This is a genomic window from Phyllobacterium sp. TAF24 (genome assembly GCF_052113785.1).
Classification (GTDB): Bacteria; Pseudomonadota; Alphaproteobacteria; order Rhizobiales; family Rhizobiaceae; genus Phyllobacterium.
The window spans coordinates 1-20,357 of sequence record NZ_JBFRDN010000046.1; the positions used below are offsets into that span (position 1 = coordinate 1).

Here is a 20,357-nt window from a genome sequence, read left to right on the forward strand (position 1 = left end):
CCCGCACAGGCATGGGCATGGCCTGCCATTGGCTTTTGGTCTGTAACCTGTGCTGTCATTTCCGTTGCCAGCCGGACAGGCGCCGCAAATACGGGCACCCAACCGACGGAAAAGGCTGTGAGGAAGGTCAGAAGAATGGCAAGCCTGCTCATGGCTTTGTCATAGCAAGAACGATCCCAAACGCGAAATCACCTTCTGTTTATTGTTATTGCGCCGCTTTGGCTGCCGCGAGGGCTTTTTCGAGATCAGCGATGAGATCTTCTGTATCTTCGAGACCGATCTGCAGGCGGATAAGCGCTCCCGCATATTTCTTGCCGGTCAGAACCCGATCCGAAAGATTGACCTGAAGCGCGAGGCTTGCATAGCCGCCCCACGAATAGCCGAGCGCAAAAATATCAAGCGTGTTGAGGAAAGCTCTGGCCTGTTTTGTTTCGCCCTCGATAACGATGGAGAACACGCCAGCAGCACCGGAAAAATCCCGTTTCCACAAGGCGTGTCCGGCATGGCTCTCAAGAGCGGGGTGCAAGACCTCGATGACACCGGGTTGTTTTTCAAGCCAGCGGGCGATTTCAAGCGCATTTTTGCCATGCTGATCCAGACGCAGCTTCATTGTACGCAAACCGCGCAGAACGTCGTAGGCATCATCGCCAGCAACGCACAGGCCGATGGCCGTATAGGCGTCATCAAGCCGCTTGAAGCATTTTTCATTGGCTGAGATGCTGCCCATGAGAATGTCCGAATGGCCTGACGGATATTTTGTTGCCGCATGGATGGAGATATCGACGCCAAAATCCAGCGGCTTCAGATAAAGCGGCGTCGCCCAGGTATTGTCCATCATGACAATGGCCCCTGCCGCGTGTGCTTTCTCAACGATCGCTGGAATGTCCTGAATTTCAAATGTGTTGGAGCCCGGCGATTCGGTAAAGACGACTGTTGTGTTGGGGCGGATGAGCTTTTCAATATCAGCGCCAACAAGCGGGTCATAATATTCGACCTCGATACCCAAGCGTTTCAGCATCGTATTACAGAAATAACGTGTGTTGCCGTAGACGCTGTCGACCATCAGCAAATGATCGCCGGGTGCCAGAAACGCAAGCAGAGGAATGGTTACAGCTGCAAGGCCCGATGGGACCAGCAGGGTGCCGAATGAGCCTTCCAACTCGTCAATTGCCTGACACAGCGCATCGGTTGTAGGCGTGCCATGCGTTGCATAACCATATCTCTGCTTATGGCTCGCCATGGTTTCCGCATCAGGGAAAAGAACGGTCGAAGCGTGAACAACCGGCGGATTGACAAAACCGTGATAATCACGCGGATCATAGCCGCCATGGGCCAGACGCGTGTTGATCCCGAATTTTGCCATCTTATCAGACTCTTTGCCCATGGATATTCTCCGCATTGCGATGCATGACAATTGTAAGTGTTGCGAGAAGTCGATAATGCCACGACGTTCCCGTTGCAACAGTCGAGTCATACTGGATGAGGAACAGTTAGCCTGTTTAGGTTCAGGCAAATTGGAGAAACAATGACGAATGCCGCCAATTCACAATCCCTGTCGGGCTTAGGACGCGCAAGGCGGTCGATCGTCAATTTTTTGCGACGCATGCGTGCGCCTGCCCATCCGAACACACCTGCCGTATGGACCGGTGGCATGTCGATGGCAGCGGTGCTGATATTTTTCTTCATTCTCCTGCTGCATCCTTTCGACGATCCTCTTTCACGCAATCTGTCTTCCCATGAGGGGCCATTAAGCTCCATGCGGCTGCTGACCGATATCGGTCTGTCCCAGTGGTACCTGATCCCGGCATTCTTCATTGCGGTGTGCCTGATTGGCATTAACTGGCGCAATCTGCCCCATGCGCGGCGCGTGCGCCTGGGCTTGATTTATGCACAGGCAACATTTGCTTTCTGGGCTGTGGCCCTGTCAGGAATCCTGACCAATATTGCTAAATTCTGTATCGGGCGTGCCCGGCCGAAATTTATCGATACCCTCGGCGCCAATGGGTTTTCACCATTTCAGGCCGGGTATGATTTCGCGAGTTTTCCGTCGGGGCATTCAACCACAATGGGTGCTGTTGGCGCCATTCTCGCGCTATGGTTTCCGCGCTGGCGGGTGCCGATCATTCTGGCAACCATGTTTATTGCCTTCACGCGCATCATCGCGCGGGCCCATTATCCGACGGATGTGGTTGCCGGCTACACCGTCGGCTTCCTCTTCACCATTGCACTCGCCAGATTCCTTGCCGGACGCCGCGCTGCCTTTTTGTTCGACGGCACTCGATTCTTCCCGATTTTGCGTTTTCGCGACCGGTTTTGGCGCTGATTTGAGTTTTTGAACAAGAAATAATCGAAAACTTCAACAAGAAGCAGCTATTCGGCTGTTTCTGCAAAAATATTGGGCAAAGATTATCCCTTGACCAAACTCACAGAATGCCCTTCGATACAGGGGTGAATGGGAGACATGTTGGAGCCTTGAAAGGGCACGGGGGGAACCCGCCAATATGGAAGATTCCTCTCTGGGAACCACGGGCAACAATTAAAGGGTTTGGTAGTTATGAAAAATCTTGTTTTGAAGGGCGTATTGGGGGCATCCGCGTTGGTCCTGCTGGCTTCCGCTGCTTCCGCTGGCACGCTTGATGACGTTAAGAAAAAAGGCTTCGTGCAATGCGGCGTAAACACAGGTCTTGCTGGTTTCGGCGCGCCGAACGACAAGGGTGAGTGGTCCGGTTTCGACGTTGACTATTGCCGTGCCGTTGCCGCCGCCGTTTTTGGCGATGGAACCAAGGTAAAGTTTACACCGCTTTCCGCCAAGGATCGTCTTCCTGCTTTGCAGTCGGGTGAGATTGACGTTCTGATTCGCAACACCACATGGACACTGAGCCGCGACACGCAGGGCTTTGATTTCCCCGGTGTCAATTATTATGACGGTCAGGGCTTCATGATCAACGCCAAGAAGCTGTCTGGTATCAATTCCGCATTGCAGCTTTCGGGTGCATCGGTTTGCGTTCAGGCCGGTACAACGACCGAACTCAATCTCGCCGACTACTTCAAGGCGAACAAGATGGAATACAATCCTGTCGTGTTCGAGAAGCTTGAAGAAGTCAACGCCGCCTATGATGCCGGCCGTTGCGACGTCTACACCACCGACCAGTCGGGCCTTTATGCCATCCGTCTGACACTTTCTGCGCCGGATGATCACGTTGTTCTGCCTGAAATTATCTCGAAGGAGCCTCTGGGCCCCGTCGTTCGTCAGGGCGACAGCCAGTGGGCTGACGTTATCCGCTGGACACATTATGCCCTGCTGACCGCTGAAGAACTCGGCATCACCAAGGCCAATGTTGATGAATTGACCAAGAGCGACAGCCCTGAAATCAAGCGCGTGCTTGGTCAGGAAGCCAACACCAAGCTTGGAACGGACCTCGGTCTGACCAATGATTGGGTCGTCAAGATCGTCAAGGCGGTCGGCAATTATGGCGAACTGTTCGAGTCCAATGTCGGTGCAGGCAGCAAGCTCAAGATTGCCCGCGGCATCAATGCTCAGTGGAGCAAGGGTGGCCTGCAATACGCAATGCCGATCCGCTGATTTTTTAACTGATCGATTTGAAATCCGGGAAGGGGGCTCTGCCTCCTTTCCGGGAAAACAATTACAAAAATAATAAAAATAAAAAACGAACTAAAGAAATGAGGGGTCAATGGCATCGCAGGATATTACGCCTGTCGGTACAGATAGTGCCAAAGCATCACTTTTAAACGATCCGAAAATTCGCGGCTACATTTATCAGGTCGTGGTTCTGGTTGTACTGGTGGGTTTGGTCTACTGGGTCGTCAACAATACAATCGCCAATCTGCAGCGCGCCCACCTGGCAACAGGTTTCGGTTTTCTCGACGGTCGCTCCGGGTTTGATATCAGTTCTCATCCGTTCACCAGCTATTCGAGCGACTCCACCTACATAAACGCGCTTTATGTCGGTTTTTTGAATACATTGCTGGTCGCCGTCGTCGGTATCATCACCGCGACCATTATCGGTTTTATTATTGGCGTCGGACGGCTCTCGCACAATTGGCTTATTCGCAAGCTCTGCACCGTTTACGTCGAGGTTTTCCGTAACATCCCGCCACTGCTGGTTATCTTCTTCTGGTACTCCGGTGTTTTGGCTGTTTTGCCGCAAGCACGGCAGAGCATTGCATTGCCGTTCAGCACGTTCCTCAACAATCGCGGTTTCTTCTTTCCCGTACCGATTTTTGGTGAAGGTGCATGGCTGGCAGGTGCCGCATTTATCCTAGCCATCATAGGCACATTCTTTGTCCGCCGCTGGGCCTATAAACGGCAAATGGCGACAGGACAGCAATTCCCTGTTCTCCTGACGGGCTTGGCCTTGATTATCGGACTGCCGCTTCTGGCTTTTGCTCTCAAAGGCTTTCCGCTGACCTTCAACCGTCCTGTGCTCGGCTCATTTAATCTGAGCGGTGGATCGCTTGTCGGCCCTGAATTCATGTCGCTCTATCTTGCGCTTTCATTCTATACGGCATCCTTCATTGCCGAGATTGTGCGCTCCGGTATTCGCGGTGTGGGCAAGGGGCAGAGCGAAGCGGCCCATGCCCTCGGACTGCGCGCCGGTACAACCACACGGCTCGTGGTCGTACCACAGGCTCTGCGCATCATCATTCCACCATTGAGCAGTCAATTTCTGAATCTGACCAAGAATTCGTCTTTGGCCGTGGCGGTAGGGTATCCTGATCTTTTTGCCGTTGGCGGAACGATCCTCAACCAGACTGGCCGCTCCATCGAAGTCCTAACCATCTTCATCATCGTTTATCTCAGTCTGAGTGTGCTGACATCGCTCTTCATGAACTGGTTTAACGCGAAGATGGCATTGGTGGAGCGCTGATCATGGCTGATAGCAACAATCTGAGTTTCGTTCGTACCGAAATGCTGCAGGGCCAGACACCACCTCTGGGTGAGCGGGGCATCGTCCGCTGGATCAGGCTCAACCTCATGGCAACGCCTATTGATGCCATATTGACGGTCTTTGCCATTTTCCTTCTGGCGTGGTTCGTACCACCGATGATCAACTGGCTGTTTATTCAGGCCTCATGGTCCGGTGCGGACCGGGCAGTCTGCTCGACTGTCGCGCAGGGCGGTGTCATGCCCGATGGCTGGTCAGGCGCCTGCTGGGCTTATGTGAACGCCAATTTCAACCAGTTCATGTATGGCCGTTATCCGCTGGAAGAGCATTGGCGTGTCAATCTTGTTGGCATCATCTTTTCTCTGCTGTTGATTGCGTTGCTGACCCCAAAAGCTCCGTTCAAGACCGCCAATGCGATCGTGTTTTTCTTCATTTTCCCGATCTTCGCCTTCTTCCTGCTTGTCGGTGGCTGGTTCGGTCTTCCCTACATTGAAACGGCGACCTGGGGTGGCTTGCTTGTCACACTGGTGCTTTCCTTTGTGGGCATTGCCGTGTCGCTGCCGCTCGGTATTGTTCTCGCCTTGGGCAGGCGCTCGAAAATGCCTGTTATCAAGATGCTCTGCGTCATTTTCATTGAAATGGTGCGTGGCATTCCGCTCGTGACGGTGCTGTTTATGGCCAGCTATATGCTGCCACTGTTCTTGCCGCCGGGCGTATCCTTTGACAAGTTTTTACGCGCACTGATCGGCGTGGCACTCTTTGCTTCGGCCTATATGGCTGAGGTGGTGCGCGGTGGTCTGCAGGCAATCCCAAAAGGCCAATATGAAGGTGCTGACTCGCTCGGATTGAGCTATTGGCAGAAAACCGGCCTTATCATTCTGCCGCAAGCGCTGAAAATGGTGATCCCGGGGATTGTCAACACGTTCATCGGTCTGTTCAAGGATACATCGCTGGTTTCCATTATCAGCATGTTCGATCTGCTCGGAACCGTGCGTCAGCACTTTAACGATGCCAACTGGGCATCACCACAAACCCCCATCTCCGGCCTGATTTTCGCCGGTTTCGTCTTCTGGATTTTCTGTTTCGGCATGTCGCGATATTCCATCTTCATGGAACGCAGGCTGGATACAGGACATAAACACTAAGGAGTACCTTGCATGACCACTGAAAACGTCGTCGATCCATCTGAACTTCATGTCGACCGCTCCTTGATGCAGGTCTCCAAGACCGATGTTGCCGTTGAGATCAGCAGCATGAACAAATGGTATGGTGATTTCCACGTCCTCAAGGACATCAACCTCAAGGTGATGCGCGGTGAGCGCATCGTCATCGCCGGTCCTTCGGGGTCGGGCAAGTCCACCATGATCCGCTGCATCAACCGGCTTGAAGAGCATCAGAGCGGCAAGATTCTCGTTGATGGTATTGAACTCACCAACGATCTGAAAAAGATCGATGAAGTCCGGCGCGAAGTTGGCATGGTGTTCCAGCATTTCAACCTGTTTCCGCACCTGACAATTCTGGAGAACTGCACACTCGCTCCAATCTGGGTGCGCAAGATGCCGAAGAAAAAGGCGGACGAGATTGCCATGCACTATCTCGAACGCGTCAAAATCCCCGAGCAGGCCAATAAATATCCCGGTCAGCTTTCCGGTGGTCAGCAGCAGCGGGTGGCGATTGCCCGCTCGCTATGCATGAACCCGCGCATCATGCTGTTTGATGAGCCAACCTCGGCGCTCGATCCCGAGATGATCAAGGAAGTATTGGATACGATGGTTCAGCTTGCCGAAGAAGGCATGACCATGGTTTGCGTGACCCACGAGATGGGCTTTGCCCGTCAGGTGGCGAACCGCGTGATCTTCATGGATCAGGGCCAGATCGTCGAGCAGAACGAACCGGCCGCATTCTTCGATAATCCGCAGCATGAACGGACAAAGCTGTTCTTGAGCCAGATTCTTCATTGAGACTTCTGCGTCTCATCCTGAAATCCATTGCAGCGGTCCTTGTGGCCGCTGCTTTGGTTTTTTTGGCGGGCGCATTGATACCCCGGCCGTTCTTTGCGCAGACAGGTCAAACGTCGCAGCCCGTGCGCACAGTCCTTCTCCTGTCCAATCCCATTCATACGGACATTGCATTTCCCGCCGATCCGGATGTGCTGGCACGGCTGTCTTTCCTGAGCAATGATAATTTTCAGTTCACCGATCCACGTATCGCGTGGATTGTTGTGGGCTGGGGAGGGCGCAGCTTTTATCTTGAGACACCCACTTGGGCGGAACTCAAATTCCTGCCTTTGATGCGCGGGCTGACCTATGATGCATCCGCCATGCATGTGGAGCCCGTCGGCACCATCAATACGAACCATCCTGCGATCAAACGCTTATTGGTCAGCCCGGAGGCTTTCGACGCCATGCTTGCCAATGCACTGGCCACCTTCCAGCGGGATGCAGAAGGAAAAGCGGTGATAATCGAAGGCGCTGGTTATGGGCCGAATGACCGCTTTTTTGAAGCCAAAGGCACATTCACGGCGCTTCTTGGTTGCAACACCTGGACAAGTGCCATTTTGCGGGCAGGTCATTTGCGCACAGGAGTGTGGAATCCATTGCCCCAGAGCCTTGTCTGGTCGCTCAAACATTATAATAATTTGTAGAGCGGGTGTTTCTTCCGCATTTTTTGTATAACTAATTGATTTTATTAAATTTATTTTGAAGTTTTAATTCGGAGTTTTTAATGACCGATGATCTTCAGGGGCTGACTAGTAAACAGATAGACGCGGCAGAATTATTGCGTAAGAGCCGCAACAATGAAGTGCTGAAATATACAGTTGCCGCATATGACCGTCTCTCCACGGCAATCTTCATCACGGGGTTTCTTGGCCCGATTTTTGGTTCGGTTTTGAATCCGGCTCTATTGAGCAATTACAATAGGATAGGCAAGTTTCTGATCGTTTGTGGATTGTTGCAAGCGTTGATGATATCCTGCGGCCTGCATCTTTATGGAAAGATTAAACTAAGAGATGGTTGGCAATGACAATCGATTCAAACATCCTCATTTATGCAATTTTCATGATTAATCTTATTGGTATAGGCGGTTTTTTTGCCGCTCGATACGAGTTCAATCAGCTTAGAAAAGAAACCGAGCGTTCCAAGCAACAGATCGCACGGGCAAGGCAAGGCTTGCGTGAACAGGGATTGCCCGCAGAATAGTCTCTATGGCTCCACAGGCCCACGGACAGAACAAGGTCGCGAATGCGAGGGTGCCACGCCTGGACGAGCGCTATTTTGCGGGTAGGTTGTTTGCGCACAGGCTTTTGGAACCCTCTGCCGCGAAACCTTGTCTGGTCACTCGAATAATAATCTGTAGGATGAATCGTTCTTTCGTCTTGGTATTTTTGTTTAACTAATTGATTTATTTGATTTTATTATAATTTATTTCAGCCGGAGTTTTTAATGGCGGAGAACTTTGAGGAAATAAGCAGCGAGCGATTGCGCGAAATCGCTGCAACCGAGCAAATATGGAATAACGAGTTACGCAAGTATGTAGCTTCGGCGCTCGATCGGCTGTCTACGGCGCTCATTGTGGTTGGTATCCTGGCGCCGATAGTTGGGATCATGGCAAATCCCTCGGTTTTGCAGCAGGACAACACCTTCTGGTTGATGATGAAGTTTATTGCGATGATATTCGGCGGCGTGTTATCGTTTGGTCTGCATATTTGCGGCAGATGGGTTCTGAAAAGAGGGTTGTCCTGATGCTCACCTATGAGATGGTCTGGATCGGCACGTGGGCTTTCATGGTCATAGCCATGGTGGGTGGTGCGATTATGTATGGTCTGCATGAAGTGGACCAAAGTCAGAAAAAAACGGACCTTCGCCTTGCTGCTATTGCGCGCGAACTGGAACGTCGTGCCACGGCAGCCGAGTAATCGGTACTATCTGGCTTCCGCATCAAAACCATAGAGCCAGTCAAATCCTGCGACGAATTTTTCCACTGGTCGATTGCGCATGAGCAGATTGCGGGCAAGGGCAACCGGTCCTTTTGCGTGATAGGCCAGTTGATTGAGTGCGCCTCGGCGCACGACCGATTCAATGCGTCGTGTTCGGCTTTTGGCATAGGCGGCTAGTTCTCTCGGCCAGTTTTCCTTCTGCTCACCGAGTGTTGCGGCGAGGGCGCAGGCATCTTCGATCGCCATGGCTGCACCTTGCGCCGCATAGGGTGTCATTGCATGGGCGGCATCGCCGATCAGCACAAGCCGGTTGTCCTGCAGGAAATGACAGCGCTTCATTTCGAACAGCCGCCACGGCGTCCATGGACCGACGGACAGGACCAGATCGCGAATACCCGGATGCCACGCGTGGAAATCCTTGGCAAAGTTCTGACTTGGTGCATCGGGGCTGATTTCGACATCCCAACGGCCACCGTTTTTCCGGTCGCGGGCCACGGCAACGAAATTCATCATCTCACCTGAACGCATGGGATAGGCGATCAGATGCGCATTGCTGCCGGTCCAGGCGACTACATTTTTCCCCTCAGGCAGAAGGGCGGTGAACGATGCGGGCAACCGACCGACTGGAACCGAGGCACGCCAGGCGATAGAACCGGTGTAGCGCGCCTGATCATGGTCAGATGCTGCATTACGCAAAATCGACCAGACACCATCAGCTCCGACCAGCAAGGCACCGCGATGTTCCTCGATACGGTCATTATACTGGACACGCACCATCACGCCCTGCGCATCGCTTCGATGATGGGTCACGGAGGATTCCAATTGCATGGCAATATTACCGCGGCTGCGGACCTCGGCGAGCAACGCGCGTTGCAGGTCTGCGCGATGACAGACAATGTAGGGGGAATGCCAGCGTTCTTCCGCGCCTTTGCCCATGGGCAGATGCAGCAGCGTGTTGCCGCTTATCCCGTCCTGCAGACAAACAGCATCTGGCTGCACCGACGAGGGCATCAGGCGGTCAAGCACGCCGAGGCGTTGCAAAAGGCGCGTTGCATTGGGCGAAAGCTGTATACCAGCCCCGGCTTCGGCAAGAACAGCACTCTTCTCGAATATCTGGACTGCAAATCCTCTGGCGCTCAACGCCAGCGCCAATGTCAGGCCGGCAATACCGGCCCCGGCAATAATGATCTGATCAGGGTTGGGAGTTCGCCTGTTGCGGGCCGTCTTCAGGTCGATGACGGGCGTTTGCAATCAGGCAGCCTTGTTGTCCACATAGGTGCAACCGGCAGGAATAGTCTCTTCCGCGCTGAGCGACGCGTCAAAACGATAGAGCGTCGAGCAGTAGGGGCAGACTTTTTCGTTATCGTCGCCAAGATCGAGGAAAACATGCGGATGATCGAAAGGTGGATTGGCACCGACGCACATGAATTCCTTCACGCCGATGCTGATGGCGGCGTGACCAGCGCTGTTCTGGAAGTGGGGAATGCTGTGTCCGGCCATGTGTCGCTCCTGAGCTTTCGGTCAATACGCATTAATATTGCCTCCCTCATAGAGCAATTCTGCCATTATGAAAATCGCTTCTGTTGCCTCAAAGCGAGGCAATCTGACACAAGTGCGGTTCATTCAGTCACAAATGCCGCTTTGGCGGACCCCTCACTATTCATCCGGCTTAGAATTTCGTCGCGAAACGCTGCAATTCCGGTGTAAGGTCTTTGGGGCGTTGATTTTTTATCGGACGAACGAGAATTTGCGGYGACTGCTATAAAAGCTTCAAGAGACTTCTCTATTGTGGCCTGTGATTCCGCGTTTGACGGGACTATTCTAATCGGAGAATGACAATGAACGATCAGTCACCCGCCATAACGAATGCGGTCGAAGTCATCGATCTGCCGGATCTGCATAACAGTGTCGATCGCTTCGTCAATCGCGAGTTTTCCTGGCTGCAGTTCAATCGCCGCGTGCTGGAAGAAGCTCATAATCTGCATCAGCCGCTGCTGGAGCGTTTGCGCTTCCTGTCAATCTCCGCTGCCAATCTGGACGAGTTCTTCATGGTGCGTATTGCTGGCCTTGCGGGTCAGGTGCGTGCAGGCGTTTCCAATCGCAGCCCTGACGGGCGCACGCCGCAGGAACAGCTGGAATTCGTGCTTGATGAAGTCGGCAAGCTGCAGGCGGCCCAACAGCTTCGCTTCAACGAACTGCGCGTTGAGATGCTGGCCGAGAATATCGAGATCGTCCGCCCTGATAAACTGACCAAAACCGAACGGCTCTGGCTCGAGGATCACTTCCTTGAAACCATCTATCCGGTGCTCACGCCACTCTCCATTGATCCGGCGCATCCGTTTCCATTCATTCCCAATCTCGGTTTCACCATCGCTATGCTCTTGAGCCGCAGCACGGATAATCGTCCGATGACCGCGCTTTTGCGTCTGCCACAGGCTTTGAAACGTTTCATCCAGATTCCTGATGATGCTGGGCGTTTCCGCTTCCTGACGCTCGAAGATGCCATCAGCCTGTTCACCGGACGCCTGTTCCCCGGCTACGAGGTGAAGGGCGCCGGTACATTCCGCATCATCCGCGACAGCGATATTGAAGTGGAAGAAGAGGCTGAGGATCTGGTGCGCCTGTTCGAAAGCGCGCTGAAGCGCCGTCGGCGCGGTCAGGTGATCCGCATCGAGTTTGACGATGAAATGCCCGAATCCCTGCGCGCTTTCGTGGCAACCGAACTCGGCGTTCCTGACAACCGTATCAGCGTTCTCGAAGGTCTTCTGGCGCTGAACACGATCTCTGAAATCGTCGGCATTCCACGCGGCGATCTGAAATTCGTGCCTTACAATCCACGTTTTCCCGAGCGCGTGCGTGAGCATGGCGGTGATTGCTTTGCCGCGATCCGCGAAAAGGACATCCTGGTTCACCACCCTTACGAATCCTTCGATGTTGTCGTGCAGTTCCTGCGTCAGGCCGCTGCCGATCCGGAAGTGGTTGCCATCAAGCAGACGCTGTATCGGACATCCAATGACAGCCCGATCGTACGCGCGCTGATCGATGCCGCCGATGCAGGCAAATCAGTCACGGCACTGGTAGAATTGAAGGCGCGCTTTGACGAAGAAGCCAATATCCGCTGGGCGCGCGATCTGGAACGTGCTGGCGTTCAGGTCGTCTTCGGCTTTATCGAGCTGAAAACCCATGCAAAAATGTCGCTGGTCGTGCGGCGCGAGGAACAGAAGCTGCGCAGCTATGTGCATCTTGGCACAGGCAATTATCACCCGATCACCGCCAAGATTTACACCGACCTGTCATTCTTCACCTGCGAGCCGTCCATTGGCCGTGACGTTGCCCAGATTTTCAACTTCATCACTGGCTACACTCAACCCTCGGGCGAGATGGGCATTGCCGTATCGCCAACCACGCTGCGGCCGCGCATTCTCCAGCATATCGAGGAAGAAATCGCCCATGCCAAGGCGGGTCGTCCGGCTGCAATCTGGATGAAGATGAATTCTCTGGTTGATCCGCAGATCATTGATGCTCTGTATAAAGCCAGCTCCAACGGCGTGGATATTGACCTTATCGTGCGCGGCATCTGCTGCCTGCGTCCGCAGGTTCCGGGCCTCTCCGACACGATTCGCGCAAAATCCATTGTCGGTCGCTTTCTTGAACACAGCCGAATCTTCTGTTTCGGCAATGGTGAGGGACTGCCTTCGGAAAAAGCGCTCGTTTATATCGGTTCGGCCGATATGATGACGCGTAACCTCGACCGGCGTGTTGAAACCCTGGTTCCGATCACCAATCCAACTGTGCATCAACAGCTTCTTTCACAGATTATGCTGGCGAACCTTCTCGACAACCAGCAGAGTTACGAGTTACTAGCAGACGGTACGTCGCGCCGGATTGTTCCGGTAGACGGCGAAGATGCTTTTAACGCGCAGGAATATTTCATGACAAATCCCAGCCTGTCTGGCCGCGGCAAGTCGCTGAAGTCTTCAGCACCACGCTTGATCGCCCACCGTAAGCGATCTAAAGCAGCGAAAAACAAGACTGCATGATTTCCGCAGCACAGGGACGCGTGCAGGGGCGTCATCCGGCCGGTGTCATCGACATCGGCTCGAACTCTGTACGTCTCGTCGTTTATGAAGGTGTAACTCGCTCGCCTACAGTGCTTTTCAATGAAAAGATTCTGTGCGGTTTGGGCAAGGGATTGGTCAAAACCGGCAAGCTGAATGAAAAAGCCGTGCAGAGCGCCTTGCGCGCACTGCGCCGCTTCCGTGCCTTGGCTGATCAGGCCGGTGCGCGTTCTCTGGATGTGCTGGCGACAGCCGCCGCGCGCGAGGCCGAGAACGGCCCCGATTTTATTGCACAGGCTGAAATCGTTCTGGGTGAGCCAATCAAGGTTTTGTCCGGCCGTGAAGAAGCTTACTATTCCGCGCTCGGTGTTATCTCGGGATTTCATGATCCTGATGGTATTGCGGGCGATCTTGGCGGTGGCAGTCTTGAACTGGTTGACGTCAAGGGCCGCACCATCGGCGATGGCATAACGCTTCCGCTTGGCGGCCTGCGTTTGCAGGATATGTCGAACGGTGATCTTGCCGCCGCATCGGATATTGCCAAGAAAACGCTGGAATCGGCAAAGCTGCTGGCCAAGGGCAAGGGCCGTGCTTTTTACGCCGTTGGCGGCACCTGGCGAAATCTCGCCAAGCTGCATATGAGCGCCGAACACTATCCCCTGCACGTCATGCACCATTACGAGATACCCTTTGAGGAAGCGCAGCGCTTTCTCAAACGTGTTGCCGACGGCAATCTCGATAATATGCGCGGTATCGAGGATGTGTCGAAAAACCGTCGTGCACTGCTGTCCTACGGCGCCATCGCCTTGCTGGAAACCATCCGCAAGATGCGCCCCTCAAAGGTTATCTTCTCCGCTCTTGGCGTGCGGGAAGGCTTTCTGTTTTCACTACTGTCGGAATCCGAACGCCTTGAAGATCCGCTGATTGCTGCGGCTGACGAGTTCGCCGTTCTGCGTGCCCGCTCGCCAGCCTATGCGCGCGAGCTTGCGGATTGGAGCGGAGAGGCGTTTGCTGCTCTTGGTTACAGCGAGACGGAGGATGAGAAGCGCTATCGCCGCGCAGCCTGCCTGATTGCCGATATCAGTTGGCGCGCCCATCCCGATTATCGCGGCTCGCAGGCGCTGAATATGATCTCCAATGCGGCGTTTGTCGGTATTGATCATCCGGGCCGGGCCTATATCGCGCTTGCCAATTTCTTCCGCCATGAAGGCGTTGCCAACAGCACGGCAGACCCGGAACTGGCTGCACTCGCCAGCCCGCGTCTGCTTGAATATTCCAAGGTGTTGGCCGCGATCATGCGGATCGTCTATCCGTTCTCCGCATCCATGGCCGGTGTTGTTCCGAACCTTTCATGGAAGCAGGCTTCCGATGGTCTTTATCTGGAAGTCGCGGCAAAGAATGCCGATCTGATTGGCGATGTTCCCGAGGGACGTTTGCAGCAACTGGCAAAACTGACAGGCAAGACCTTGAAAATGGCCATCGGCAAATAACCGGCTTTCTCATTTCTGGATGGAGATTGATGCAGTGACGCAAATCACGAAGGATCGGCTTTTTCTTCTTCGTCCTGACTTTGAAGACCCTGCCTATCCGGACAAGCGCTTCTATTGCTGGCATTGCGCGTTGATGGAGGGTGTTCTCGCATCCTTTCCCGAGCTTGCCAAAAGCCTTGATGTGCATCGGATTGCATGGCCAAGACCACGTCAGGACGTCGTGGCGCTGCTTGGAAGCGAAAACCAGTCGCTTCCATTGCTTGTACTGGCCAATGGAGAAACGTCAGCGTTTCAGACAGGCATCCATAACGGCCATGCGTTCATTTCAGACAAGGACGCTATTTTGAAAGCATTGACCGAGCGGCACGGTTTTCCCGAAGCGCATCCTTAGGCGGGCACAGCCACCCGCTTGCGTGCTGGCAAGGTCATGGCTGCTACACCAATGATGACGCAGATCAGGCCAAACCACGCTGTTGATGTCAGGCTTTCGCCAAGGAACAGGACGCCGATGCCAACACCAATCGGCACGCGCAGATAGGCCTGCGACGTTGCGCCGACTGTACCAAGCGTGTTGATCAGCCGGAAATAAATCACGAAGGCGAGGGCGGTGGAAAACACCGATAGGCCGAGCAGTGCCAGCATGGAATGCGCTGAGGGTGCCAGGGTCCATGGCTGGTCAACCACGAGGCTGACCGGAATGAGAATGACCGCACCGCAGATCATTGAACCAGCCGCTGGCATCATCGGGTCGAGCCCTTTAAAACCCTTGCCGAAGATCGCAGCGAACGCATAGGAAATCGTTGCGGCAACGATAGCGAGTTGCGCCATAAGTTCCTTGCCAATCCCGTTGAATGCTTCAAGCCCGATGATCAGCGAAATGCCCACAACACCCGCCGCCACGCCAAAAATCTTGCGCGTGGTCACAGGCTCATGCCGGGTGATCAGCGCGGTCAGCAGGAAAGCGAAGATGGGCGTTGTTGAATTCAAAATGGTGGCAAGCCCGGCATTCACGGTCTGTTCGGCCCAGGCGACCAAGGTAAAAGGGACGACGCTGTTGATACAGGCCTGAATGAAAAAGCGCTTCCAGATCGCCGGGTCGCGGGGAAGCGAAAGGCCGCGCATCTTGATGATGGCAAGCAGCAATCCACCGGCAATCAGCGTGCGCGCGGCAATGAAGGTGACGGGCGGGATGGTCTCCACGCCAATTTTGATGAAGGTATAGGAGGCACCCCATAGCGTGGCGAGGGCGGCGAGAAGCGCCAATTCTCTTGCCAAAGAAGGGGTTTGAATGGTGGTATCAGACATCATTGCCTCGCATCAGCATGGTTTCAATGGGCCGATGCTAGCCAAATTGTCGGGCCGATACTTCGGCCCGCACCGTACTATAGGTCTGCGCAGGGCACAGCGCGGATTCGCTTGTTTTCAAACTTCAGGCAAAGCTCGCCATTGATCAGCTGCAACGCCTTTTCGCCAAAAACTTCGCGGCGCCAACCCTGCAGAGCGGCAATATCATCCGCATCGCCTTCCGCGGCTATCCGTTCGATTTCATCTGATGTCGCCACGACCTTGGCGGCAACGCCATGTTCTTCCGTCACCAGACGCAGCAGAACCTTCAAAAGCTCCGCAGCGGCACCGGCTCCCTCAGGGGACTGCACGGATTTCGGCAGGCGCGGCATGTCTTCTTTCGGCAGGTCGAGCGCAATGTTGACCGCATTGAGCAGTCCGGTTGCAATGCTGGAGCGCTCCCAACCCTTGGGGATGGTGCGAAGGCGGCCCATGGCTTCCACATCGCGTGGTTGCTGCTGGGCGATCTCGTAAATGGCATCGTCCTTGAGAACGCGGCCGCGCGGCACATTGCGTTCGCGCGCTTCGCGTTCGCGCCATGCGGCAACGCTGCGCAGCACGGCCAGTTCCTGCGGCTTGCGCAGGCGCATCTTCAGGCGCTTCCATGCATCGTCAGGGTGCATGTCATAGGTCTCGCGGGCGGTGAGCACCTTCATCTCGTCGAGAACCCAGTCCGTGCGGCCTTCTTCCTCAAGCTTATTGTTGAGGTAGAGATAAATGTCGCGCAGGTGCGTCACGTCAGCCAGTGCGTAATCCAGCTGCTTTTCTGAAAGCGGGCGGCGACGCCAGTCGGTAAAGCGCGAGGACTTGTCGATCTGCGCGCCATTGACCCGCTGCACCAGCTGGTCATAGGCAATCGCATCGCCAAAGCCGCAGACCATCGCCGCAACCTGCGTATCGAAGACCGGGTGAGGGATCAGATTGCCAAGATGGAAAATAATCTCGATGTCCTGCCGTGCTGCGTGGAACACCTTGACGATGGTTTCATCGGCCATCAGCCGGAAAAACGGCGCAAGATCGAGACCCGGCGCAAGGGCATCGACAATGGCTGTGTGATCAGGGGATGCGAGCTGGATAACGCAAAGCTCCGGCCAGAACGTGGTCTCCCGGATGAACTCCGTATCGACGGTTACGAAATCGGATTGCGAAAGGGCGGCTACAGCCTGGTCAAGCTGATCTGTGGTTGTAATCATGGTCATGAAATTTCTATAGCGAATGGAAATGCATTTGTCTCGTCTGTCTGAGTTTCTTCGTTACCAGAGCGCTGTCATTGCTTCCATATGGCGTCTCACAGGCCACAAATGCCGTGTCGGGCAATTCGCAATCTTGACAAATCATCATCAAAATGCGCTTGTCCGCGCAAATTCCAGATTATATCCGGGGCTTTCTTCACGCCTTCCGGCAACAAGCATCAAGCATCTCAGAGGCACATATCATGCACCGTTACCGCAGCCATACCTGCGCCGCCCTGCGGAAATCCGACGTTGGTTCGACAGTTCGTCTTTCCGGCTGGGTTCACCGCGTCCGCGATCATGGCGGTATTCTCTTTATCGATATCCGCGATCATTACGGACTGACCCAGATCGTCGCCAGCCCCGACTCGCCCGCATTCAAGGTGGCCGAGACCGTGCGCGGCGAATGGGTTATCCGCGTGGATGGTGAAGTGAAGGCCCGCACGGATGATACTGTCAATGCGAACATGCCCACCGGCGAGATCGAGGTTTTTGCCCGCGAGATCGAAATTCTCTCGGCTGCCAAGGAACTGCCGCTGCCGGTGTTCGGCGAGCTGGATTATCCTGAGGATATTCGCCTGAAATACCGCTTCCTCGATCTGCGCCGCGATACGCTGCACAAGAACATCATGTCGCGCACCAAGATCATCGCCGCGATGCGCCGCCGTATGACCGATATCGGCTTCACCGAGTTCTCGACGCCTATCCTGACGGCTTCCTCGCCGGAAGGTGCGCGCGATTTCCTCGTGCCAAGCCGCATTCATGCCGGCAAGTTCTATGCACTGCCGCAGGCGCCGCAGCAGTACAAGCAGCTGATCATGATGTCCGGTTTCGACCGCTACTTCCAGATCGCGCCTTGTTTCCGCGATGAAGACCCGCGCGCTGACCGTCTGCCGGGTGAATTCTACCAGCTCGACGTCGAAATGAGCTTTGTCGAGCAGGAAGACGTTCTGTCGACGATGGAACCCGTCCTGCGCGGCGTTTTCGAAGAATTTGCCGAGGGTAAGCCTGTCACGCAGGAATTCCCACGCATCGCCTATGACGTTGCCATGCGCAAATACGGCTCCGACAAGCCTGATCTCCGCAACCCGATCGAAATGCAGGCTGTTACCGAGCATTTTGCCGGTTCCGGCTTCAAGGTATTCGCCAACATGATCGCCAATGATCCGAAGGTCGAAGTCTGGGCCATTCCGGCCAAGACAGGCGGTTCGCGCGCATTCTGTGATCGCATGAACTCCTGGGCGCAGGGCGAAGGACAGCCGGGTCTCGGCTATATCTTCTGGCGCAAGGAAGGCGAAGCGCTTGAGGGCGCTGGCCCGCTTGCCAAGAATATCGGACCTGAGCGTACCGAAGCATTGCGCGTGCAGCTTGGTCTTGATGACGGCGATGCGGCATTCTTCGTTGCTGGTGATCCGAAGAAATTCGTTTCCTTCGCGGGTGCCGCTCGTACCCGCGCCGGTGAAGAACTGAACCTCGTTGACCGCGACCAGTTCAAGCTCTGCTGGATTATCGACTTCCCATTCTTCGAATGGCTGGAAGAAGAAAAGAAGATCGATTTTGCCCACAACCCGTTCTCCATGCCGCAGGGTGGCATTGATGCACTGGAAAATCAGGACCCGCTGACGATCAAGGCTTTCCAGTATGATCTCGTCTGCAACGGCTTTGAGATTTCCTCGGGCGGTATCCGCAACCATCTGCCTGAAACCATGGTCAAGGCATTTGAGGCGGTTGGCCATTCACGTGAAACGGTGGAAGAGCGTTTTGGTGGTCTTTATCGTGCATTCCAGTATGGCGCACCGCCGCATGGCGGCATGGCGGCTGGCATCGACCGCATTGTGATGCTGCTCGTGGGTGCGAAGAACCTGCGCGAAATCACCATGTTCCCGATGAACCAGCAGGCCTATGACCTGCTGATGAACGCACCATCCGATGTGTCGCCAGCCCAGCTGCGCGATCTCAACATCCGCCTCGCGCCGATGAAGAAAGAGGATTAAAAACCTCTTCTAACCGACTCCAGATAAACAAAAAGCCCGGCATCGCTGCCGGGCTTTTTCGTTGTTATCCGTGTGGATTACTGATTGGCGTTAACAGTGACGCCAAGTGTCTTGATCAGCGACTTAGGATCAGCCATGCCGCCAGCTGCGATGATCGCAAACGGAACAGACTTGCCAGGAGCAGCCTTGATCTCGATGTTCTTCGGGCTGTCGAGATAGGCACTGACTGCTGTTCCCAAGGCCTGTGCAAATTCGGCATTGCCGAGCTGTGCTGCCATCATCGGCAGGATTGCTTTGCCCTGATTAACAAGATCATCGCGCTTCATGCCCTGCTGCTTGGCTGCATAGTCAAGCGCCTTGTTGGTGAGCGAACCGTCATCAAATCGGATCGATGCGCCAGTGAAACTCAACTGCTGCATCAGGCCGAGCATTGCCATGGCCTGCGCATCATCTGGTTTGCCTTCTACCTTCTTTGTTGCCTCTTTCGCACTCTTGAGAAAATCAGGCGTGATACCAGCAAGATCAAGTTTAATTCCCAAGGCACCAGCGTCATTGAAGGTGACGTTCATTTTCTCGACGTTGATACGGCCATCAGTCATGTTCCATGTGCCGCCCATATCGAATTTTCCGGAAAGAGTTTCATAACCAAGAGCCTTGAGAGCATCCTTGGTTTTAGGGTCCTCGACCTCAGATAGGTCAGCTTTGAAATTTCCGATGTTGGAGGTGAAATTAACCGGTGCGGTTGCGGAAATCGGCGAGCGAGTGCCAGATATATCGTCCAAAGCAAGAGCTTCCTTGCCCTTCTCCGAAACAGAAATGTGCTTTATCTCTGTTTTCTCGAACTGCAGGACTTGGGCGAGTGGATCAGTCGAGTTCTCAGGTGGAAGCGTGACGCCTTCCATGCTGATACCCTGAACAATTACGCGGCCCTTGCCTTCCTCTGTTGATGTATAGTCAACGTCAGGGACGGTGATCAGACCGATCTTGAAACCGCCAGCATCTGCATCCGCAACATCGCTGAGTGTTACATCCCCAACTTTGAAGCTGTCCTTGCCGTCTTTGCCAGATACCTTCGTATCCTTCAAAACAATGGTTGAGCCGCTGCTCTCTACATTGCTGTACTCGAGGGTCGCGCCGTATTCGGAATAAACGCCCTTCAAACGGGCAGCCACGGCATTACCGTCCACCGCATAGGCTGAACCGGCAAAGACAACGACGAGGGCAGTGGTCGCAGCCATAAGGTGCAAGCCGGATTTCAGAGAGGTGGTTGGACGCATAGTGGATTCCTTGTTTTGGTCAGTAGGTAGTTCTATCGCATGTCGCGCGGCAAAACTATGACGGTCATGCGGCATGAATTTTGGCAAATTCGGCGGTAGAAAGTCAGATTTGGCGGAC

The 20,357-nt window shown here is 54.4% G+C and carries 20 protein-coding genes; 14 read left to right on the forward strand and 6 right to left on the reverse strand.

The genetic code is table 11. The features are described 5' to 3' along the window. Nucleotides 1-205: 205 nt before the first annotated feature. A complete protein-coding gene (locus AB4Y96_RS24630; RefSeq protein WP_441920541.1) occupies nucleotides 206-1,384 on the reverse strand; it encodes a cystathionine beta-lyase in 1,179 nt (392 codons plus the stop codon). 141 nt (nucleotides 1,385-1,525) lie between these two features. On the opposite strand from AB4Y96_RS24630, the gene AB4Y96_RS24635 reads away from it, so the two are divergent. From AB4Y96_RS24635 to AB4Y96_RS24680, 10 genes are all read left to right on the forward strand, one after another. Next, a complete protein-coding gene (locus AB4Y96_RS24635) occupies nucleotides 1,526-2,323 on the forward strand; it encodes a phosphatase PAP2 family protein (protein ID WP_441920543.1) in 798 nt (265 codons plus the stop codon). 231 nt (nucleotides 2,324-2,554) lie between these two features. Continuing rightward, entirely contained in the window at nucleotides 2,555-3,583 is a 1,029-nt protein-coding gene (locus AB4Y96_RS24640; RefSeq protein ID WP_091883991.1) for an amino acid ABC transporter substrate-binding protein, read from the forward strand. Between the two features lie 109 nt (nucleotides 3,584-3,692). Next, the gene (locus tag AB4Y96_RS24645; protein WP_441920545.1) at nucleotides 3,693-4,889 is read left to right on the forward strand and encodes an amino acid ABC transporter permease; all 1,197 of its coding nucleotides are present in this window, start codon (nucleotides 3,693-3,695) and stop codon (nucleotides 4,887-4,889) included. Between the two features lie 2 nt (nucleotides 4,890-4,891). Next, nucleotides 4,892-6,052 (forward strand): amino acid ABC transporter permease, encoded by a 1,161-nt coding sequence (locus tag AB4Y96_RS24650; protein WP_091883986.1) that lies wholly within the window; start codon nucleotides 4,892-4,894, stop codon nucleotides 6,050-6,052. Nucleotides 6,053-6,064: 12 nt separating this feature from the next. Further along, nucleotides 6,065-6,868 carry an amino acid ABC transporter ATP-binding protein gene (locus AB4Y96_RS24655; protein WP_091883984.1) on the forward strand — a complete coding sequence of 268 codons (804 nt, stop codon included), beginning with the start codon at nucleotides 6,065-6,067 and terminating at the stop codon, nucleotides 6,866-6,868. Beyond that, complete coding sequence (locus AB4Y96_RS24660; protein WP_441920548.1) at nucleotides 6,865-7,551, forward strand: TIGR02117 family protein; 687 nt, start codon at nucleotides 6,865-6,867, stop codon at nucleotides 7,549-7,551. Before AB4Y96_RS24655 ends, AB4Y96_RS24660 begins: the two co-directional genes overlap by 4 nt. Before the next feature lie 80 nt (nucleotides 7,552-7,631). Then, nucleotides 7,632-7,931: a hypothetical protein gene (locus AB4Y96_RS24665; RefSeq protein ID WP_091883979.1), complete on the forward strand. Its 300-nt coding sequence runs from the start codon at nucleotides 7,632-7,634 to the stop codon at nucleotides 7,929-7,931. After that, nucleotides 7,928-8,107: a hypothetical protein gene (locus tag AB4Y96_RS24670; protein ID WP_441920550.1), complete on the forward strand. Its 180-nt coding sequence runs from the start codon at nucleotides 7,928-7,930 to the stop codon at nucleotides 8,105-8,107. Before AB4Y96_RS24665 ends, AB4Y96_RS24670 begins: the two co-directional genes overlap by 4 nt. Nucleotides 8,108-8,350: 243 nt before the next feature. After that, complete coding sequence (locus AB4Y96_RS24675) at nucleotides 8,351-8,650, forward strand: hypothetical protein (protein WP_441920551.1); 300 nt, start codon at nucleotides 8,351-8,353, stop codon at nucleotides 8,648-8,650. Then, nucleotides 8,650-8,823: a hypothetical protein gene (locus AB4Y96_RS24680; protein ID WP_441920553.1), complete on the forward strand. Its 174-nt coding sequence runs from the start codon at nucleotides 8,650-8,652 to the stop codon at nucleotides 8,821-8,823. The genes AB4Y96_RS24675 and AB4Y96_RS24680 overlap by 1 nt, the downstream gene beginning before the upstream one ends. Before the next feature lie 6 nt (nucleotides 8,824-8,829). Here the strand turns inward: AB4Y96_RS24680 and AB4Y96_RS24685 are convergent, their stop codons facing one another. Together AB4Y96_RS24685 and AB4Y96_RS24690 are read right to left on the reverse strand one after the other, a co-directional pair. Continuing rightward, a complete protein-coding gene (locus AB4Y96_RS24685) occupies nucleotides 8,830-10,095 on the reverse strand; it encodes an FAD-dependent monooxygenase (RefSeq protein WP_091883969.1) in 1,266 nt (421 codons plus the stop codon). Next, complete coding sequence (locus AB4Y96_RS24690; protein ID WP_441920555.1) at nucleotides 10,096-10,344, reverse strand: zinc-finger domain-containing protein; 249 nt, start codon at nucleotides 10,342-10,344, stop codon at nucleotides 10,096-10,098. It abuts the gene before it with no gap. Nucleotides 10,345-10,682: 338 nt separating this feature from the next. Here AB4Y96_RS24690 and AB4Y96_RS24695 point away from each other — a divergent pair, with 338 nt between their 5' ends. From AB4Y96_RS24695 to AB4Y96_RS24705, 3 genes are read left to right on the forward strand one after another with little or no spacing between them, the layout of a single operon-like run. Beyond that, nucleotides 10,683-12,884: an RNA degradosome polyphosphate kinase gene (locus tag AB4Y96_RS24695; protein ID WP_441920556.1), complete on the forward strand. Its 2,202-nt coding sequence runs from the start codon at nucleotides 10,683-10,685 to the stop codon at nucleotides 12,882-12,884. Continuing rightward, nucleotides 12,881-14,392, forward strand: coding sequence for an exopolyphosphatase (gene ppx, locus AB4Y96_RS24700; RefSeq protein WP_441920557.1), 1,512 nt, complete (start codon nucleotides 12,881-12,883; stop codon nucleotides 14,390-14,392). Before AB4Y96_RS24695 ends, ppx begins: the two co-directional genes overlap by 4 nt. Before the next feature lie 43 nt (nucleotides 14,393-14,435). After that, nucleotides 14,436-14,783 carry a DUF3088 domain-containing protein gene (locus tag AB4Y96_RS24705; RefSeq protein WP_441920566.1) on the forward strand — a complete coding sequence of 116 codons (348 nt, stop codon included), beginning with the start codon at nucleotides 14,436-14,438 and terminating at the stop codon, nucleotides 14,781-14,783. Here the strand turns inward: AB4Y96_RS24705 and AB4Y96_RS24710 are convergent. After that, the gene (locus AB4Y96_RS24710; protein WP_441920568.1) at nucleotides 14,780-15,682 is read right to left on the reverse strand and encodes a DMT family transporter; all 903 of its coding nucleotides are present in this window, start codon (nucleotides 15,680-15,682) and stop codon (nucleotides 14,780-14,782) included. The two genes, AB4Y96_RS24705 and AB4Y96_RS24710, sit on opposite strands and share 4 nt — an antisense overlap. A 92-nt stretch (nucleotides 15,683-15,774) precedes the next feature. Then, the gene (rnd, locus tag AB4Y96_RS24715; RefSeq protein ID WP_091883957.1) at nucleotides 15,775-16,935 is read right to left on the reverse strand and encodes a ribonuclease D; all 1,161 of its coding nucleotides are present in this window, start codon (nucleotides 16,933-16,935) and stop codon (nucleotides 15,775-15,777) included. A gap of 236 nt (nucleotides 16,936-17,171) precedes the next feature. Between rnd and aspS the strand changes: the two genes are divergently transcribed. Further along, entirely contained in the window at nucleotides 17,172-18,962 is a 1,791-nt protein-coding gene (gene aspS / locus AB4Y96_RS24720) for an aspartate--tRNA ligase (RefSeq protein ID WP_091884120.1), read from the forward strand. A 77-nt stretch (nucleotides 18,963-19,039) separates the two neighbouring features. Here the strand turns inward: aspS and AB4Y96_RS24725 are convergent, their stop codons facing one another. Continuing rightward, on the reverse strand, nucleotides 19,040-20,239 hold the full coding sequence (locus AB4Y96_RS24725; RefSeq protein ID WP_441920559.1) for a hypothetical protein: 1,200 nt from the start codon (nucleotides 20,237-20,239) through the stop codon (nucleotides 19,040-19,042). Nucleotides 20,240-20,357: the final 118 nt, after the last annotated feature.

Bases quoted from the DNA above. Each gene is read 5' to 3' on its own strand.
- AB4Y96_RS24630 (WP_441920541.1), bottom strand. From the start codon at position 1,384: ATGGGCAAAGAGTCTGATAAGATGGCAAAATTCGGGATCAACACGCGT.
- AB4Y96_RS24635 (WP_441920543.1), top strand. From the start codon at position 1,526: ATGACGAATGCCGCCAATTCACAATCCCTGTCGGGCTTAGGACGCGCA.
- AB4Y96_RS24640 (WP_091883991.1), top strand. From the start codon at position 2,555: ATGAAAAATCTTGTTTTGAAGGGCGTATTGGGGGCATCCGCGTTGGTC.
- AB4Y96_RS24645 (WP_441920545.1), top strand. From the start codon at position 3,693: ATGGCATCGCAGGATATTACGCCTGTCGGTACAGATAGTGCCAAAGCA.
- AB4Y96_RS24650 (WP_091883986.1), top strand. From the start codon at position 4,892: ATGGCTGATAGCAACAATCTGAGTTTCGTTCGTACCGAAATGCTGCAG.
- AB4Y96_RS24655 (WP_091883984.1), top strand. From the start codon at position 6,065: ATGACCACTGAAAACGTCGTCGATCCATCTGAACTTCATGTCGACCGC.
- AB4Y96_RS24665 (WP_091883979.1), top strand. From the start codon at position 7,632: ATGACCGATGATCTTCAGGGGCTGACTAGTAAACAGATAGACGCGGCA.
- AB4Y96_RS24670 (WP_441920550.1), top strand. From the start codon at position 7,928: ATGACAATCGATTCAAACATCCTCATTTATGCAATTTTCATGATTAAT.
- AB4Y96_RS24675 (WP_441920551.1), top strand. From the start codon at position 8,351: ATGGCGGAGAACTTTGAGGAAATAAGCAGCGAGCGATTGCGCGAAATC.
- AB4Y96_RS24680 (WP_441920553.1), top strand. From the start codon at position 8,650: ATGCTCACCTATGAGATGGTCTGGATCGGCACGTGGGCTTTCATGGTC.
- AB4Y96_RS24690 (WP_441920555.1), bottom strand. From the start codon at position 10,344: ATGGCCGGACACAGCATTCCCCACTTCCAGAACAGCGCTGGTCACGCC.
- AB4Y96_RS24695 (WP_441920556.1), top strand. From the start codon at position 10,683: ATGAACGATCAGTCACCCGCCATAACGAATGCGGTCGAAGTCATCGAT.
- ppx (WP_441920557.1), top strand. From the start codon at position 12,881: ATGATTTCCGCAGCACAGGGACGCGTGCAGGGGCGTCATCCGGCCGGT.
- rnd (WP_091883957.1), bottom strand. From the start codon at position 16,935: ATGACCATGATTACAACCACAGATCAGCTTGACCAGGCTGTAGCCGCC.
- aspS (WP_091884120.1), top strand. From the start codon at position 17,172: ATGCACCGTTACCGCAGCCATACCTGCGCCGCCCTGCGGAAATCCGAC.
- AB4Y96_RS24725 (WP_441920559.1), bottom strand. From the start codon at position 20,239: ATGCGTCCAACCACCTCTCTGAAATCCGGCTTGCACCTTATGGCTGCG.